Origin of the sequence: Endozoicomonas sp. GU-1 (genome assembly GCF_027366395.1) — a bacterium.
Lineage (GTDB): Bacteria > Pseudomonadota > Gammaproteobacteria > Pseudomonadales > Endozoicomonadaceae > Endozoicomonas.
The window spans coordinates 2,461,093-2,477,730 of record NZ_CP114771.1; the positions used below are offsets into that span (position 1 = coordinate 2,461,093).

General features: G+C 50.5%; 13 protein-coding genes, 1 other RNA gene and 1 pseudogene. 9 read left to right on the forward strand and 6 right to left on the reverse strand.

Annotated elements, in window-relative coordinates; translation table 11 throughout:
* Positions 1 to 47: 47 nt before the first annotated feature.
* Both ssrA and smpB read right to left on the reverse strand, forming a co-directional pair.
* Positions 48 to 413, reverse strand: a transfer-messenger RNA (tmRNA) gene (ssrA, locus tag O3276_RS10115).
* Between the two features lie 285 nt (positions 414 to 698).
* Positions 699 to 1,178, reverse strand: a complete 480-nt coding sequence (smpB, locus tag O3276_RS10120; protein ID WP_101745079.1) for an SsrA-binding protein SmpB — start codon at positions 1,176 to 1,178, stop codon at positions 699 to 701.
* A 511-nt stretch (positions 1,179 to 1,689) separates the two neighbouring features.
* On the opposite strand from smpB, the gene O3276_RS10125 reads away from it, so the two are divergent.
* The 3 genes from O3276_RS10125 to O3276_RS10135 all read left to right on the forward strand — a co-directional run bounded on the left by O3276_RS10125 (position 1,690) and on the right by O3276_RS10135 (position 3,885).
* Positions 1,690 to 3,048, forward strand: a complete 1,359-nt coding sequence (locus O3276_RS10125) for a sodium-dependent transporter (RefSeq protein ID WP_101745080.1) — start codon at positions 1,690 to 1,692, stop codon at positions 3,046 to 3,048.
* Positions 3,049 to 3,134: 86 nt separating this feature from the next.
* Positions 3,135 to 3,566: a type II toxin-antitoxin system RatA family toxin gene (locus O3276_RS10130; RefSeq protein WP_269675517.1), complete on the forward strand. Its 432-nt coding sequence runs from the start codon at positions 3,135 to 3,137 to the stop codon at positions 3,564 to 3,566.
* Positions 3,559 to 3,885, forward strand: coding sequence for an RnfH family protein (locus tag O3276_RS10135; RefSeq protein WP_269675518.1), 327 nt, complete (start codon positions 3,559 to 3,561; stop codon positions 3,883 to 3,885). The genes O3276_RS10130 and O3276_RS10135 overlap by 8 nt, the downstream gene beginning before the upstream one ends.
* A 41-nt stretch (positions 3,886 to 3,926) precedes the next feature.
* Here the strand turns inward: O3276_RS10135 and O3276_RS10140 are convergent, their stop codons facing one another.
* On the reverse strand, positions 3,927 to 4,301 hold the full coding sequence (locus tag O3276_RS10140) for an outer membrane protein assembly factor BamE (protein WP_101745082.1): 375 nt from the start codon (positions 4,299 to 4,301) through the stop codon (positions 3,927 to 3,929).
* A gap of 123 nt (positions 4,302 to 4,424) precedes the next feature.
* Between O3276_RS10140 and fur the strand changes: the two genes are divergently transcribed.
* From fur to O3276_RS10155, 3 genes are all read left to right on the forward strand, one after another.
* Positions 4,425 to 4,832: a ferric iron uptake transcriptional regulator gene (gene fur / locus O3276_RS10145; protein ID WP_219622117.1), complete on the forward strand. Its 408-nt coding sequence runs from the start codon at positions 4,425 to 4,427 to the stop codon at positions 4,830 to 4,832.
* A gap of 290 nt (positions 4,833 to 5,122) precedes the next feature.
* Complete coding sequence (locus O3276_RS10150) at positions 5,123 to 5,428, forward strand: DUF2158 domain-containing protein (RefSeq protein WP_269675519.1); 306 nt, start codon at positions 5,123 to 5,125, stop codon at positions 5,426 to 5,428.
* An 87-nt stretch (positions 5,429 to 5,515) separates the two neighbouring features.
* Positions 5,516 to 5,842 carry a DUF2158 domain-containing protein gene (locus tag O3276_RS10155; protein WP_269675520.1) on the forward strand — a complete coding sequence of 109 codons (327 nt, stop codon included), beginning with the start codon at positions 5,516 to 5,518 and terminating at the stop codon, positions 5,840 to 5,842.
* A 63-nt stretch (positions 5,843 to 5,905) separates the two neighbouring features.
* Here O3276_RS10155 and recN read toward each other — a convergent pair whose 3' ends face one another.
* Positions 5,906 to 7,615, reverse strand: coding sequence for a DNA repair protein RecN (recN, locus tag O3276_RS10160; RefSeq protein ID WP_269675521.1), 1,710 nt, complete (start codon positions 7,613 to 7,615; stop codon positions 5,906 to 5,908).
* A gap of 233 nt (positions 7,616 to 7,848) precedes the next feature.
* Between recN and grpE the strand changes: the two genes are divergently transcribed.
* The 3 genes and pseudogenes from grpE to dnaJ all read left to right on the forward strand — a co-directional run bounded on the left by grpE (position 7,849) and on the right by dnaJ (position 11,907).
* On the forward strand, positions 7,849 to 8,463 hold the full coding sequence (gene grpE, locus O3276_RS10165; protein WP_269675522.1) for a nucleotide exchange factor GrpE: 615 nt from the start codon (positions 7,849 to 7,851) through the stop codon (positions 8,461 to 8,463).
* A gap of 205 nt (positions 8,464 to 8,668) precedes the next feature.
* Positions 8,669 to 10,599, forward strand: a pseudogene (gene dnaK, locus O3276_RS10170) (molecular chaperone DnaK).
* A 165-nt stretch (positions 10,600 to 10,764) separates the two neighbouring features.
* Positions 10,765 to 11,907, forward strand: coding sequence for a molecular chaperone DnaJ (gene dnaJ / locus O3276_RS10175; protein ID WP_269675523.1), 1,143 nt, complete (start codon positions 10,765 to 10,767; stop codon positions 11,905 to 11,907).
* Positions 11,908 to 12,146: 239 nt separating this feature from the next.
* Here dnaJ and O3276_RS10180 read toward each other — a convergent pair whose 3' ends face one another.
* Positions 12,147 to 14,651 carry an ankyrin repeat domain-containing protein gene (locus O3276_RS10180; protein ID WP_269675524.1) on the reverse strand — a complete coding sequence of 835 codons (2,505 nt, stop codon included), beginning with the start codon at positions 14,649 to 14,651 and terminating at the stop codon, positions 12,147 to 12,149.
* Positions 14,652 to 14,983: 332 nt separating this feature from the next.
* Positions 14,984 to 16,471 carry a peptide MFS transporter gene (locus O3276_RS10185; protein ID WP_269675525.1) on the reverse strand — a complete coding sequence of 496 codons (1,488 nt, stop codon included), beginning with the start codon at positions 16,469 to 16,471 and terminating at the stop codon, positions 14,984 to 14,986.
* Between the last annotated feature and the right edge of the window lie 167 nt (positions 16,472 to 16,638).

Genomic DNA, 16,638 nt, shown 5'->3' on the forward strand with positions numbered 1-16,638 from the left:
TAGTCTGCCTGACTCTGCCTGTGTCGGCCTGAGTCAGTTTTGGTGTTTGGTGGAGGCGGCGGGACTTGAACCCGCGTCCGCCAGCTCTACGCCTTCGGCTCTACATGCTTAGTTTCCGTTATTAAGTTAACGCAGAACGACCCAACGGTCAGGGTGACACTGCGCGATCCTGTGGATTTAACCCACCGGCTCCAGGAAGACCGATGTGGCGATTCTATTTTCGGTAACGATCAATTTCCACCCAACAGACAAGACAGAGTGATCGGGAGAAAGCTGTTATTAGGCAGCCATTGCTCCGTTGAAGCTATTATCGTTAGCAACTATACGTTTGTAGCGTTTTGATTTACGAGAGCCGCTACGCCCTCGACATGCACCTTGGGTTTCGTAACCGTCGTCGAATCCTGATCGCCCCCAGTAACAAAACTCTGTCGTATTTATGCCAAAAGTGGATAGCAAATGCAACTGTGTTTAGTACATAAGTATTTTTATACTGCAAAAAATACCATTGTCGTTAAATTTTTCTAAGAAAGACTATAAGCGCCTTCTGTATGAAGTACTGAGCCGGGAAACCGATCGCCAGCTGTTTTTATTCACTGCACAGGCACTGCTCAAGAACAAGTCCCGAATTCAATAGCCAGGTGAATTGCATTAAGGAAAAGGAGTAAGCGGCACACAGTGAAACCGTGTGCCGGTGGTGATCAGCCGCGGTGCATAACCCGCTGCTTTTCAATATTCCACTCACGCTCTTTGGTGGCTGCACGCTTGTCAAACTCTTTTTTACCCCGGGCAAGGGCAATCTGGCATTTGATCAGATGGCCTTTCCAGTAGAGTTTGGTGGCGATGCAGGCGTGGCCTTTTTGCTGGGTTACCGAGAACAGGTTAGCCAGTTCTCTGCGGTGCAGCAGCAGTTTACGGTCACGCAGAGGGTCTGCCACAACATGGGTGGATGCGGTGATCAGCGGTGTGATCTGGGCACCAATCAACCAGGCTTCGCCATCTTTGAGCAGGACGTAACTGTCCACCAGCTGGACTTTGCCCTGCCGGAGGCTTTTCACTTCCCAACCGGCGAGGGAAATGCCTGCTTCGAAAGTCTCGTCGATATGAAAATCGTGACGGGCTTTCTTGTTGACGACGATGGATGAGTCGCCCTGTTTGCCTTTCTTTGAACTTTTTGCCATGGCGCGGATTATAGGAGCAGCTAAATGTAAAGTCACTAATTCTGCGGGATCCGGACGGGTTTCGACAATAGCACCGGATCAACGAAGGTTTAGCATAGTGAATATTTCTGCATTTAATAACCTTAATATTTAAAAAACTCTATTTTAACCAATTAGACGGAAAAAACGGTTGAGATGAAGTGTCTGACCGGTACAATAGCGACCGACCTGTGTGATCTTCTCCGCTCTTCCATCAGCATGCTGTTTCATCTGAGGTAGTCTTTATCGCTGATTGTTCGGTTTGGAGGTTTACCGGGATTGTGTTGTTCCCGTGAAAATCTCGCGTGGCAATTGTTCAAGAAGCAAGAAGCCGTCTGAAATGCAGCGTTGCTGTTCTGGTTTTCGACAACTGGCCTTATCGATAAAGATGGTCGCAGCTGTATCTTATCCATAAGAATTATTCTGTGTTGTTAGACCTTACCTGCCTTTCAAACAGCCTCTGAGTAAAATAATTCGACTCATTGAGGAACTCATGTCCGGACAAAATCCAACGACATCGAAAAAAACCTGGGCTAATCGCTGGACCTTCCTGCTGGCCGCCGCTGGCTCTGCCATCGGCCTGGGTAATATCTGGAAATTTCCATACATCGCCGGGCAATATGGCGGCGGTGCCTTCGTTATGCTTTATCTGCTGTGCATTGCCGTTATGGGTGTGCCTCTATTGATGGCAGAAACGGCCATTGGCCGTCATACCCGCCTGAGCCCCCTGAATGCCATTCGCAAGCTGACCAGTGACTTGGGGGCCAGCAAACTGTGGGGCATTATCGGCTGGATGGGTATGCTGGCGGGCTTCCTGATTCTCTCTTTCTACAGTGTTATTGCTGGCTGGTCCCTTTCTTATGCCTGGGACATTGTGACCGGTGCCTTCAGCGGCATGAACACCGATCAGGTGGGTGATGCTTTTGGTGGGCTGGTGTCATCGGCACCACGTCAGATCTTCTGGCACACCGTCTTTATGGTGATCACCCTGGTGATTACCGCCCGAGGTATCCATAAAGGTCTTGAGAAAGGCCTGCAGGTGATGATGCCAGCCCTGTTCGCCTTGCTGCTGATCATGCTGGGCTACAGCATGCTGGAAACCGGACAGTTTATGCGCGGCTTTGACTTTATGTTCTCCGTGGATTTCTCCAAGGTGACCGGTGAAGCGTTTGTTGCTGCTTTGGGTCAGGCGTTCTTTACCCTGAGTCTGGGTATGTGCTGCCTGATGGCTTACGGCGCTTATATGCCTGCCAATAACTCCATTCCAAGAACCGCCATTAACGTTGCCGCTCTGGATACCCTGATGGCAATTATCTCCGGCCTGATTGTCTTCCCGATCGTATTTGCCTACGGTCTGGAGCCCTCTGCCGGCCCTGGCCTGCTGTTTGTCTCCCTGACGGCCGCCTTTGTGCACATGCCGATGGGTGAGCTGTTTGGCTTCCTGTTCTTTGTTCTGGTGGGTATTGCTGCGCTGAGTTCGGCTATCTCTCTGGTTGAACCGGCACTGGCCTGGCTGATCGAGCGCACACCGCTGAGCCGTACCGTCGCCACGGTGATTCTCTGTGCTGCCATCTGGTTTGTTGGCCTGGGCACCGTGTTCTCCATGAGTGGTGACCTGACCTTCACGCTGTTTGGGAAGAACTTCTTCGACCTGTTGGATTACTTCACCAGTAATATCCTGCTGCCTGTGGGCGGTCTGCTGATCTCCATCTTCGCTGGCTGGATAATGAAGCGTTCAACCTTGATGCATGAGCTGGGCCTGAGCGTGGGAGTATTTAACCTGTGGCGTGCCATGATCCGTGTGATCGTGCCGCTGTGTGTATTGACGGTGTTGATTACCGCGCTGTTCTAGATCTCAACAGCCCCTGACACTGTCTATTAATCCGAGGGCCGGAATAGGTTATTCTATCCGGCCTTTTTTTATGAAAGGCGCTTTGTATGCCAAGGATTTCCCGTTCCGCACTGGTCATGTATTCCGCTGAACAGATGTATGATCTGGTCAGCGATATTGAGTCGTATGCAGAATTTCTGCCGGGGTGTGCCGGTGGTCGTATTGACCGTCAGGAAGGCGCACAGTTGGAAGCCACCCTGGAAGTTGGCAAGGCCGGATTGCATCATAGCTTTTCCACAAGGAACCAAATGATTCCCGGGAGGTCTATTGAGATGCAACTGCTGGAAGGGCCATTTAAACACTTATCCGGTATCTGGACATTTCAGCCCCTGGCTGAGGATGGCTGCAAGGTTTCCCTTGAGCTGGAGTTTGAGATGAGCAATAAGCTGACTCAGGCAACACTGGGTGGTCTGATTGGCCACATGATGAATGCCATGGTCGATGCCTTTGGCAAAAGAGCGAAGCAGATTTATGGCTAAGATGTTAATGGATGAACCCACTATCCACGTAGAAGTGGCCTATGCAAGAGCCCATGAGCAGAAGATTATCGCACTGAAGGTCAAAGAGGGAACTACAGTTCTGGAAGCGGCCAGGGAATCAGGCATTGTTGATTACTTTCCGGAGATTAATCTGGCCGAGGCGAAACTGGGCATCTTTGGCAAGGCCGTGTTAAAGCCCGCAGAACAGCTACTAAAAGAAGGCGAACGGGTTGAGATTTACCGCCCCTTGATTGCCGACCCGAAAGAGGTTCGCAAACGCAGGGCTGAACAGGCGAAACAGAAGAATTCTTTACAGTAATAACTGAGGATGATGTTCTTCAGGAGTGGTATCAGCAGTGATTACTGCTGATTACTACCGGGTACCAGGTCACCTTGAATGGAATGGAGTTGATCGTTTACGAAAAACAGCGTAACCGTCTTCTGCTCACGGCTCTTACCACCGGGCTGCAAGCTGTAGATGTAATCCCAGCGATTGCTGTTAAACGTATCCTCGATCAATGGCGTACCCATGACATACTGAACCTGGGCTCGGGTCATGCCAGGACGGAGCTGGTCAACCATCTCCCGGGTAATGACATTTCCCTGCTGAATATCAATTTTATAGGCACCGGGGAAACTGATAAGCTTCGAACCACTGTCCGTGGAGCTGGCGCACCCTGTCAGAAGGGTGGCTGAGAAAAGTGCGGCGGCCAGGGCGATCGTGGTTTTTGGCATCGGTTTCAGACTTCCACTATCTTGCTCAAAAATGACTAGCAGCCTGCTCGCAGAGCAAAATGAAAAAGCTGCACGAAAATGTGATAATAGCAGGATTATCTTGCAAAGGGTTAGGGAAACGTGTTGGAAAATCAAGAGTTACGCAAAGCAGGACTAAAAGTCACCCTGCCTCGTGTGAAGATTCTGCAGATCCTTGAAGGTGCCGAAGAGAAGCATATGTCGGCGGAAGATGTCTACAAGGCTCTGCTTGAAGCTGAAGAGGATGTGGGTTTGGCCACCGTCTACCGGGTACTGACCCAGTTTGAGAGTGCCGGTTTAGTGGTTCGCCATAACTTTGATGGCGGTCATTCCGTGTTTGAGCTGGCCCGCGGGGGGCACCATGATCATATGGTTTGCATGGAGAGCGGAGACGTTATCGAGTTTATTGACGAAGAAATCGAGAAACGTCAGTACGCCATTGCTGAAAAGCACGGCTTTGAAATTGTGGATCACAATCTGGTGATCTATGTACGTCCAAAGAAGAAAAAATAAGCAGCATTAAAAAGAAAAAAACAAGAGTTAACCTCTAACCTGTGAGATCACTTGCCCCCTCTGCTTCTGTCGAGGGGGATCATTATTTTTTATTTTCTTCAATTGGTTAGTGAAATTAATCAGAACGGATAGATCAACATCCGTTTCGTAATCGATCCCTTAATTTTTGTGCCAAACCTGATAGTTAAACGTAACTATCCAATCAAAAACTCCGTCAAGAGCAAAACGATGGAACTAACATAATAAAAAAATGTCTATAAAGAGACTTTCAAACAAAAGGAATCAAACAAATGGAAATAAGAGCCAAAATCGGTCAACTTGTCCGCTTACGAGCCGGTGGTCCCGTACTGTGTGTTACGTGCGAATACCCTATGGCTGATGGATCTTATAGCTATACCTGCCAGTGGTTTGAAGATGACAGACTGAGAGATTACACCTTTCCAATCGTAGCCCTTGAACCGGTGGAAGGTGAGTTTGAAGCCAGTATTAAGGGTCAGCCCGGCACCGCAGTGGAAGAAGTAGAAGTAGAAGTAGAAGTAGAAACAGAAGCGGAAATAGAAACAGAAGATGGCGATAAGGGTAAAAACTATCACTAATACTCATTCAAGAATAAACGATGGAACTAATATGATTAAACAATGTCTATTAAAAAAACTATCAAACTTGCATAAGGATTCAAAGATATGGAAATAAGAGCAAAAATCGGTCAACTCGTCCGCCTGAGAGCCGGTGGCCCGGTACTATGCGTTACCTATGAATACCCGATGGAGGATGGTACTTATAGTTACTGCTGCGAGTGGTTCGAATATGAAAAACTCAGACACTCAACCTTTCCAATCGTAGCCCTTGAGCCCGTGGAAGGTGATTTTGAAATTGATATTGAGGTTCAGCTCGACCCTGAAGCAAAGACAAAGGCTGATGCAGAGACAGAACCAGAACCAGAACCAGAATCAGAATCAGATAATGAAGCAGACAAAAAAGGTGACAAACCAGGTAAAAATTTTCATTAACTCCGCCACGTCCAGACCGGTGAGGTTGCTTTAATTCATTTAAAGCAACTTTATCGGAAGCATTTATACGGCTTGCACCTGAGCCTGAAACAGCATCTCCTGGGCATGACTCAATGTGGGTGCAGTCAGCTCAACGCCCCCCAGCATTCGGGCAATTTCGTGTACGCGATGTTCACCATCCAGCTCAAGAATACGGGTGCTGGAAGCCTTACGACTGACTTTCTTACTGACGTGCAGATGCTGATGGGCCTGGGATGCCACCTGAGGCTGATGGGTAACACACAGCACCTGCCCTTTTTTGCCCACTTCTCTTAACATACTGCCCACAATTTCTGCTGTGCCGCCGCCAATACCGACATCCACCTCATCAAACACCAGCGTTGGCGTTGACGCGGTTTGCGCAATAATTACCTGAATGGCCAGACTGATACGGGAAAGCTCTCCACCGGAAGCCACTTTGGCCAGGGCGCGCGGAGGTTGCCCCGGGTTGGTGGTCACCAGAAACTCGATGAATTCAAAACCCTGAGAGGCAACCGTGCGATCAGGAATGTCTGTCAGTTCGACACAGAACTTACCCTTGGGCATACCCAGCAAGGCAATGCGCTCAGACACCTGTTTTTCCAGTTTTCGTGCAGCGGCCCTGCGTCTGGCAGACAGTTTTTCGGCTAACTGATTGTGTTTTTTCTGCAGCTGTTCCAGAGACAGTTCCAGGTCGGCGACCTGTTCATCATGACACTGAACTTTTTCCAGCTCTTCGCTGATCTGCTGTTGTTTTTCCAGCAACGCTTCTGGCTGGATACGGTGTTTGCGGGCCAGATCAAAAATAGCACTGAGCCGGTCTTCGATTTCCCGGGCCCTTTGCGGATCGGCATCAAAGTGATCAATAAAATGATTCAGCTCGCCAACCGCTTCTTCCACCTGAATCTGCGCGGATGACAGCATCTCCAGAGAGTTATTGATGGCGGCATGCTCAACCTGCAGTTCACTGAGGCGGTGCAGGCAGAAAGAGAGCTGCTGCAGCAAATTATCACCATCATCACTGGTACAAACCCGGGTGATCTGATGGCAGGCTGATAAGGTTGCACCGGCCTGGGATTGCTGGCGATGCTCCTGCTCTAACTGCTCAACCTCCCCGGGCTGAAGGTTTAACTGCTCCAACTCATGCAACTGATAACTCAGCAATTGCACCCGCTCTTCCCGGTCCTGCTGATCGGACAATAAAGTGTGCAATTGTGCACTGGTCTGGCGGTAATCTGCGGCCATATCCGCTACTTCCCGGGACAGAGCCAGCGAGCCGGAAAACTCATCCAGCAGCTCAGCGTGATTGCTCTTTTTCAACAATGATTGGTGGGCATGCTGACTGTGAATATCGATTAACAGCTCCCCCAGCCCCTTCAACTCGGCAAGTGTGACCGGGATACCATTGATATAGCCCCGAGAGCGACCTTCACGGGTCACCACCCGGCGCAGAATACATTCGCTCGCCGAGGACTCGGAACCGCCAGCATGCTCACTGTCATAATCTCGCTCCTGCAACCACTCTATTGCGGCAGGTATGCGCTGAAGATCAAAGCAGGCGCGGATATCGGCCCGATCAGCACCGTCGCGCACACAGTCGCTGCCCGCCCGGCCTCCCAGGGCCAGCCCGAGGGCATCCAGCATAATGGATTTACCAGCACCGGTTTCCCCGGTGATGGCGGTCATCCCGGGATTGATGTCCAGGTTAAGGTGGTCAACGATGGCATAGTTGCTGATGGAAATTTGGTTCAGCATGGCAGCTCTCACGATCCCAATTGCATATCGGGTTACTGTTTATTTATACAGTAAACTTAAAACCCGAATTGGTAAAGCAAATTTCCCCTTGAATAAGCTGCCATGAACCCCATATTAGGCTATCACTTAATATTTACTTTTGCCGGGGCCCTACGGAAGCACTACGGCCCATAACACGAAGACACGTTCCAGCCAGCACTTCAGGCTGGATTGACATCCGGAGAAACGTTGGAATGACTGTAGAAAACACCAAAGCAGAAGATCAGGCCGAGCAACCTGAAGCCAACGAAACTGAAATTTCTGCTGACGCTGAAGCAGCCGTTGACCCGATTCTGGAAGAAGCAGCTGATTCAGAAGATCAGGCCGAAGAGCAGGCCAACGACGATAGCGCCAAACGCATTGAAGAGCTCGAAGAGCAGCTTGCCCAGGCTAAAGACCAGGCGCTGCGCGCTCATGCCGAAGCCATGAACACCAAGCGCCGCGCCGAGCAGGACGTCGAAAAAGCGCACAAATTTGCCCTGGAGAAGTTCGTCAACGAACTGATCCCTGTGGTCGAGAGTCTGGAAAAAGGGATTGAAAGCGCAGAACAGGGTGAAGGTCAGCACGAGACCATGCTCGAAGGCATGCGCCTAACCCACAAACAGCTGCTGGATGCCCTGGCAAAATTCAGTGTTGAGCAGGTCAACCCTGAAGGCCAGCCGTTCGACCCGAACTTCCATCAGGCCATCTCCATGGTGCCCAACCCGGATATGGAACCCAACACCGTGATGAATGTCTTCCAAAAAGGCTACACATTGCACGGTCGAGTTATCCGCCCGGCCATGGTGGTGGTTTCCAAAGCGGCTTAACCAAAGAGGGGCTCCGGGAGGCTGATCGAGAATCTTGCAAGAGCCCCTTGAAAAAGCAAAGACCGCTCCCATATAGCAAACCAAGATCGTGGTAATCACCACCTAAACGCTGTTTCACCAGACTCAACATCGGTTGAAAGCATTGGGCAGCGAACAAAGATTTCAAAGTTTTCCGCCCTGATTACGGGCAATGGAGAGACTCAAAATGAGTAAAGGCAGAATTATTGGTATTGACCTGGGTACCACCAACTCCTGTGTGGCTATCCTGGACGGCGATAAATCCAAAGTCATCGAAAACGCCGAAGGCGCACGTACTACGCCTTCCATCATCGCCTACACCGACGACGGCGAGATTCTGGTAGGCCAGCCAGCCAAGCGCCAGGCGGTTACCAACCCAGACAATACCCTGTTTGCCATCAAGCGTCTGATCGGCCGTCGCTTCAAAGACGACGTTGTTCAGAAAGACATCAAGATGGTGCCGTACAAAATTGTCGAAGCAGAAAACGGCGATGCATGGGTTGAAGTTAAGGGCGACAAGAAAGCACCACCACAGATTTCTGCCGAAATCCTGAAGAAGATGAAGAAAACCGCTGAAGACTATCTGGGCGAACCAGTGACTGAAGCGGTTATTACCGTTCCTGCCTACTTCAACGATTCCCAGCGTCAGGCTACCAAAGACGCAGGCCGTATCGCGGGTCTGGAGGTCAAGCGGATCATCAACGAGCCAACCGCTGCGGCGCTGGCTTACGGCATGGACAAGAAAAAGGCGACCAGACCATCGCCGTTTATGACCTGGGTGGCGGTACTTTCGACGTATCCATCATCGAGATCGCTGACGTAGACGGCGAGCACCAGTTTGAAGTACTGGCCACCAACGGTGACACCTTCCTGGGTGGTGAAGACTTCGACCTGCGCCTGATCGAATACCTTGCCGACGAATTCAAGAAAGACCAGGGCATCGACCTGAAAGGCGACCCACTGGCCATGCAGCGTCTGAAAGAAGCCGCTGAGAAAGCCAAGATTGAACTGTCTTCTACTCAGCAGACAGACGTCAACCTGCCGTACATCACTGCCGACGCCACCGGTCCCAAGCACCTGAACGTTAAAGTCAGCCGTGCCAAGCTGGAATCCCTGGTAGAAGACCTGGTTGCCCGTTCTCTGGAGCCATGCCGCATCGCGGTCAAGGACTCTGACCTGGATCTGTCTGACATCGACGAAGTTATCCTGGTGGGTGGTCAGACCCGTATGCCACTGGTTCAGCAGAAAGTGGCCGAGTTCTTTGGTAAAGAGCCGCGCAAGGACGTTAACCCTGACGAAGCGGTAGCCATGGGTGCTTCCATCCAGGCTGCGGTTCTGGCCGGTGACGTTAAAGACGTTCTGCTGCTGGACGTTACTCCGCTGACCCTGGGTATCGAAACCATGGGCGGCGTAATGACGCCACTGATCGAAAAGAACACCACCATCCCAACCAAAAAGTCCCAGGTGTTCTCTACGGCCGACGACAACCAGGGCGCAGTCACCATTCACGTGCTGCAAGGTGAGCGCAAGCAGGCGACTCACAACAAATCCCTGGGCCGTTTCGACCTGGCAGACATTCCGCCCGCACCTCGTGGCATGCCACAAATCGAAGTCAGTTTCGACCTGGATGCCAACGGTATTCTGAATGTTTCTGCAAAAGACAAGGCAACTGGCAAAGAACAGTCTATTGTGATCAAGGCATCTTCCGGTCTGTCGGACGAAGAGATCGATCAAATGGTCAAGGATGCTGAAGCCAACGCAGCAGACGACAAGAAGTTCGAAGAGCTGGCGGCGGCCCGTAACCAGGCTGACAGTCTGGCGCACGCAACCCGCAAGACGCTGGAAGAAGCCGGTGACAAGGCCACTGAAGAAGAGAAGGTGGCCATCACCAAGGCGATCGAAGACGTTGAAGCCGCGGTCAAAGGTGACGATAAGGAAGAGATCGAAGCCAAGACCAAGGCGCTGTCTGAAGCCTCTGCCGGTCTGGCCCAGAAGATGTACGCTGAAGCTCAGCAGCAGGGCGAAGCCCAGGCTGATGCCGGTGCTGGCCAAAAGGCGGATGCAGCTGACGACGCCGTTGACGCTGAGTTTGAAGAAGTAAAGGATGACAAGAAGTAAGACCAACTCGATCATCAATGACTGATGATAAGGTCACAACGCGGGATTCATTCCCGCGTTGTCGTATATATCAAAATGATGGCTTTGTCAGACTTGACCATGAATCCAGTTAGCTCTGTGTTTTCATGCTCGACTGGTGAATGCAGGTAGCTCAGGGTTTTTCTGATGTCAAAACGCGACTACTACGAAGTGCTGGGTGTAGAAAGGAGCGCTTCAGACAAGGACATAAAAAAGGCCTATCGTCGTATGGCCATGAAATATCACCCCGACCGTAACCCGGGTGATAAAGCAGCGGAAGATAGCTTCAAGGAAATCAACGAAGCCTTTGAAATTCTTTCCGACAGCCAGAAAAAAGCGGCCTACGATCAGTACGGCCATGCCGGTGTCGACCCGAACATGGGTGGCATGGGCGGTGCCGGCGGTTTTGCCGGTGGTAATTTCGGCGATATTTTTGGCGATGTCTTTGGTGACATTTTCGGTGCTGGCGGTGGTCGCAGCCGCAGTTCCGTCCAGCGTGGTGCTGATCTCCGCTATCAACTGGAGCTCAGCCTTGAAGAAGCCGTTCGCGGCGTCACTAAGAAAATCCGTATTCCAACACTGGTGAGCTGTACCGGGTGTGATGGCTCCGGCGCAAAAAAAGGCACTCAGCCTGTCAGCTGTACCACCTGTGGTGGTATTGGTCAGGTGCGTATGCAGCAGGGCTTTTTCTCTGTGCAGCAAACCTGCCCTGACTGTCGCGGCACGGGCAAGATGATCAAGGATCCCTGTAACGTCTGCCACGGTGAAGGCCGCGTTCAGGAATACAAGACCCTCTCCGTCAAGATTCCTCCCGGTGTTGATACCGGCGACCGTATCCGTCTGGCCGGTGAAGGCGAAGCGGGTGTCAATGGTGGACCAGCCGGAGACCTGTACGTTCAGGTCAGTGTTGCTGATCATCCGATCTTCCAGCGTGACGGCAAACACCTCTACTGCGAAGTACCCATCACATTTGTCGATGCAGCACTGGGCGGTGAACTGGAAGTCCCCACCCTGGAAGGCCGGGTGAAGCTGAAGATTCCAGCGGAAACCCAGACGGGTAAACTGTTCCGTCTGCGTGGCAAGGGTGTTGTCCCGGTCCGTGGTGGCAGTGCCGGAGATCTGATGTGCCGGGTTGTGGTTGAGACTCCGGTGAAACTGACGGAGCGTCAGAAAGAGTTGCTCAAGGAGCTGGATGACACCTTCAAAAAAGAAGGTGCAGGTCACCAGTCGCCTAAAAAGCAGTCCTTCTTTGATGGCGTAAAGAAGTTCTTTGACGATATGACTTCCTGATCCCCCCCCTCAAAATGCCTCTGTTATCAGGGGCTTCCATTAAGTAGTTAACCAAATGAAATCATATATTTCTGACTAAGTTGTCAGTCACTCTGCGGCGTTGCAACTCCGGTCACATAGCTACGGCTATGCTCCCTACGTTGCGCCTTGCATAGCAACTGCCCACTTAGCCAGAAATATACGATTCCATTTGGCCAACTACTTAAATGGTTGCGTTACTGCTGTTTTTGCGGTGATTTTTAGCATTGTCTTACTGTTTTTTTTCGGACATGAGCACCGGTGGTTCTCTTCTTGAGCTTTGCAGCGTAGGCAATCAGGGCATCAACGGCTGCCTGCTGACCTTGCTGGGTTGCATATTTGAGGGGCGTAAACCCGTCTTTGGTTCGAGCTCTGACGTCTGCTCCTTCGGCAATCAGGGCATAAATGGCATCCAACTGGCCTTTCCCGGCTGCATAGTGGAGGGGCGTAGCCCCTTTTTTGGTTCGAGCGTCAACGTACGCACCTTTGGCAATCAGAGCATAAATGGCTTTTTGCTGGCCTTTCTCGGCTGCATAGTGGAGGGGCGTATAATTATTTATATTCCCGGCATTAATATCAGTACCTTTGGCCACCAATTGGTCGACGAGCTCCCAATCAAAAGCCGCAGCGGCACACGCAAGCACTGTTGAACCTAAATTATTACATGGTGCATTAACATCAAATCCAGCATTAACAAAACTCTTGATCATTGGGACATTTATCTTTTTATTGTCGCAGGCCCTTTTTAGGGGCGTAACCCCGTCTTTGGTTCGAGCACTGACGTCTGCACCTTTGTCAATCAGAGCATCAATGGCCTCCTGATGGCCTTGAGCGGCTGCACAGTGGAGGGGCGTAAACCCGTTTTTGGTTCGAGCATCGACGTCCGCTTTTCTGGCAATCAGTTCATAAATGGCATCCGGCTGGCCTTTCTCGGCTGCAAAGTGGAGGGGCGTATATTGAGTATTTATATTCTTGGGGCCATTAATATCAGCACCTTTGTCCAACAATTTGTCAACGAACACCCAATCACAAGCCGCAGCGGCACACGCCAGCATTGTTGAACCTGAACTATTACATGGTGCATTAACATCAAATCCAGCATGAGCAAAACTCTTGATCATTGGGATATTTATCTTTTCATTGTCGCTGGCACTTTTCAGGGCCGTATCTCCTTTCTCGCTTCGAGCGTTGACGTTGGCACCGTTGGCAATCAGAGCATCAATGGCTTCCTGCTGGCCTTGAGCGGCTGCAAAGTGGAGGGGCGTAAACCCGTTTTTGGTTCGAGCGTTGACCTTGGCACCTGCGGCAATAAGGGCATCAATGGCTTTTGGCTGGCCTTGAGCGGCTGCATAGTGGAGGGCCGTAATCCCACTTTTGGTTTGAGCGTTAACATCCGCACCTTTGGCAATCAGAGTATCAATGGCTTCCAGCAGGCCTTTCTCGGCTGCATAGTGGAGGGGCGTATAGTTAGTCTTTATATGCTTGGGGCCATTAATATCAGCGCCTTTGGCCATCAATTCGTCGACAAACCCCCAATCACAAGCCTCAGCGGCATACGCCAGCATGGTTGAACCTAAATAATTGCATGGTGCATTAACATCAAACCCAGCATTAGCAAAACTCTTGATCATTGGGATATTTATCTTGTTATTGTCGCTGGCCATTTGCAGGGCCGTATCTCCATTCACGGTTCGAGCGTTAACGTCCGCACCTCTGGCAATCAGAGCATCAATGGCTTCCTGCTGGCCTTGAGCGGCTGCATGGTGGAGGGGCGTATATTGAGTATTTATATTCCTGGGGGCATTAATATCAGCACCTTTGCCGATCAATTCGTCGACAAACTCCCAATCACACGCCTCAGCGGCATAAGCAAGCATGGTTGAACCTGAATGATTACATGGTGCATCAACATCAAATCCAGCATCAGCAAAACTCTTGATCATTGGGATATTTATCTCTTTACAGTCGCTCGCACTTTTCAGGGCCGTATCTCCTTTCACGGTTCGAGCGTTGACGTTGGCACCTGCGGCAATAAGGGCATCAATGGCTTCCTGCTGGCCTTTCTCGGCTGCACAGTGGAGGGGTGTTCTCCCGTCTTTGGTTCGAGCGTTGACGTCCGCACCTGCGGCAATCAGGGCATCAATGGCTTCCAGCTGGCCTGTCTCGGCTGCACAGTGGAGGGGCGTCCTCCCGTCTTTGGTTCGAGAGTCGACGTTCGCACCTCTGGCAATCAGAACCCCAATGGCTACCTGCTGGCCTTTCTCAACTGCACAGTGAAGGGGCGTCCTGCCGTCTTTGGTTCGAGAGTTGACATTTGCACCTCTGTCAATCAGAACCCCAATGGCTACCTGCTGGCCTTGATCGACTGCATAGTGGAGGGGTGTCCTCCCGTCTTTGGTTCGAGAGTTGACGTACGCACCTCTGTCAATCAGAGCACCAATGGCTTTCTGCTGGCCTTGAGCAGCTGCATAGTGGAGAGGTAACCCCGTATCGGCAATAATACAAATATTACGACGACAGAATGGGCAAGTTGGTTCTTTACTGGTCTTCAGCCATTTCTTAATACACGATGTATGATAATAATGATTGCAAATATTGACAGAAACTCTCCGGGAGCCGGTTATATCGTCCAGGCAAACATAACACTCCTTCACAACGTCGGCGTGTAAGGATACAGGAGAAATGCGTTGAATAAGGTTAAAACGTATGCCTGATAAGATACTCATTCTTTTTAGACCTTCTTGGACACAAAAAGTTCTATAAATTCCAAACTATTGCTTATTTCACTCATAAAAAAGGAAGAATAAAAGGTGTTTCTTGCCGCTGATAGTTGGCTCAGGTTTTATCTTCAACAGAGCAAGTGGCAGGGTTTGATGGTCAGGAAGATTCCTTAAAGAGAGAACCACTGTGGTGAGCGTTACAGAAAAGACGCAGCTTGACTGCGTCAGGTGTGAGATCAGGAGATGTGCACAAATAAGCTGATACGTCTCGAAATGTGGTTCGATGGTACCAAACTGGAAATTTGTGCTGCTCCATGATGAGTGCAGGGGATAACCAGTTATTGCCTGAGCGGTGTCCGGGACGCAGAAGTCAACTCTTCTTCAGGCCGATCTGCACTGTCCAGCATCTTGCGAATAACCAAAGAAAACACCTGGGCAACAAGCACCATCACCACCGCGGCGGCTGTCAGCATGGCAAAGTAGTCACCGTAAACACCCTGAACAAACTGCTGGGTGATTTCCTGTCCTTTTTCCATGGCAATACTGCCGGAGATCACCGCACCGATGATGCCAGACAGAGCCATGGCAATGTAGAACAGGGACACGGAGAAACCCTCAATCTTCCTGGGTGTTACCGAAAGAATAAAGGCAACCACCAGAGAACCTACAATCACTTCACCAAAGGCCAGGAAACCGTGGATCACCAGGAATACATCCGGGCTGATGATAACATCGGTATCAATGCCTTTAACCGCCATGGTCAGAATACCAAACGCAATAGTCACCAGTACAAAAGAGATGGATACTTTGCTGGCAGTAGACAGGTTAATACCACGCTTCTCAAGAGCCGTGAAACTCGCGGTAATGACGGGACCTGCAACAATACACCACAGAGGGTTCATCGCCATGGATGCCTCTGGAGCCAGAGGGATAAAGCCAAGCAGCTCACCACGCATGGTATTGATAGTCACCATGGTCATGGAAGTCATCATCTGGCCGTAGTAGACAAAGAATGCAGTCGCCAGAAATGCCATGATCAGGATGGTACCCATTTTCAGAGCATCCGACCGACTGGCTTTGAACATCAGGGAGATGAAATACAACAGTGCGGTACCACCAATGGCGTAGACAACGTACTTCCCGGTTTCCATGTCGGAGAACATGAAGAACACCATACCCAACATGGCAACAGACAGCGCCAGGAAGATAACCGTGTTCATAGTGCTCAATGGCTGCTTGTCGATATCTTCACCAATCTCCACCAGTGGCTTGTGGAAAATAACCAGCATGGCAACCGCCAGAGCCGCCATGATAGAAGAGAGCGCAAAACCACCTTTAAAGCCAATAACCAGCACCAGCATTGGGTACAGATATTGACCCAGCAGGGCACCTACATTGTTAACCGAATAGTTAATCGGGTAGCAGTTTTCAAAGTCTTCCTGAGATTGGAAAGTACGCTTATAAAGGCTTGGGTAAGAAGGAGACATCAAACCTCGGGCATAACTGGCCAGAGCAATCCCCAGCAGAGCCATTGGAGCATTGGTGATGGAAGCACCAAATGCCAGCAGTGCGTAACCTGCTGCGAATGCCATGTAAGCCAGCGTCAGTGAGCGTTTGGCCCCCAGAAATTTGTCAGCAATGAAACCACCGGCAATGGCAAAAAGAGGACCAATGGAAGAGAAGGCACCAACAATCATCATGGTGTCTGCTTCGCTGTATTGCAGGTCTTCAAGGAAGAATCGGGTCAAAGTGACCATCACACCATAGAAGGATAAGCCAAACATCATTTGGCAGAACATCATCGACTTGTTCAGTTTATTCCACATAGAAACTCTCTTTATAATGTGTGCATTCAGACGAGGGAAGCGCCCTTCCCATTCTCAATTACTCCAACAACGTTGAACTGAATTACCCACACACAAAATAATTATCTATGCACTTTCGTAGTATTAGAGTTTCTATCAATCAAAAGCAAAAGAAGTACAAGAAAAGC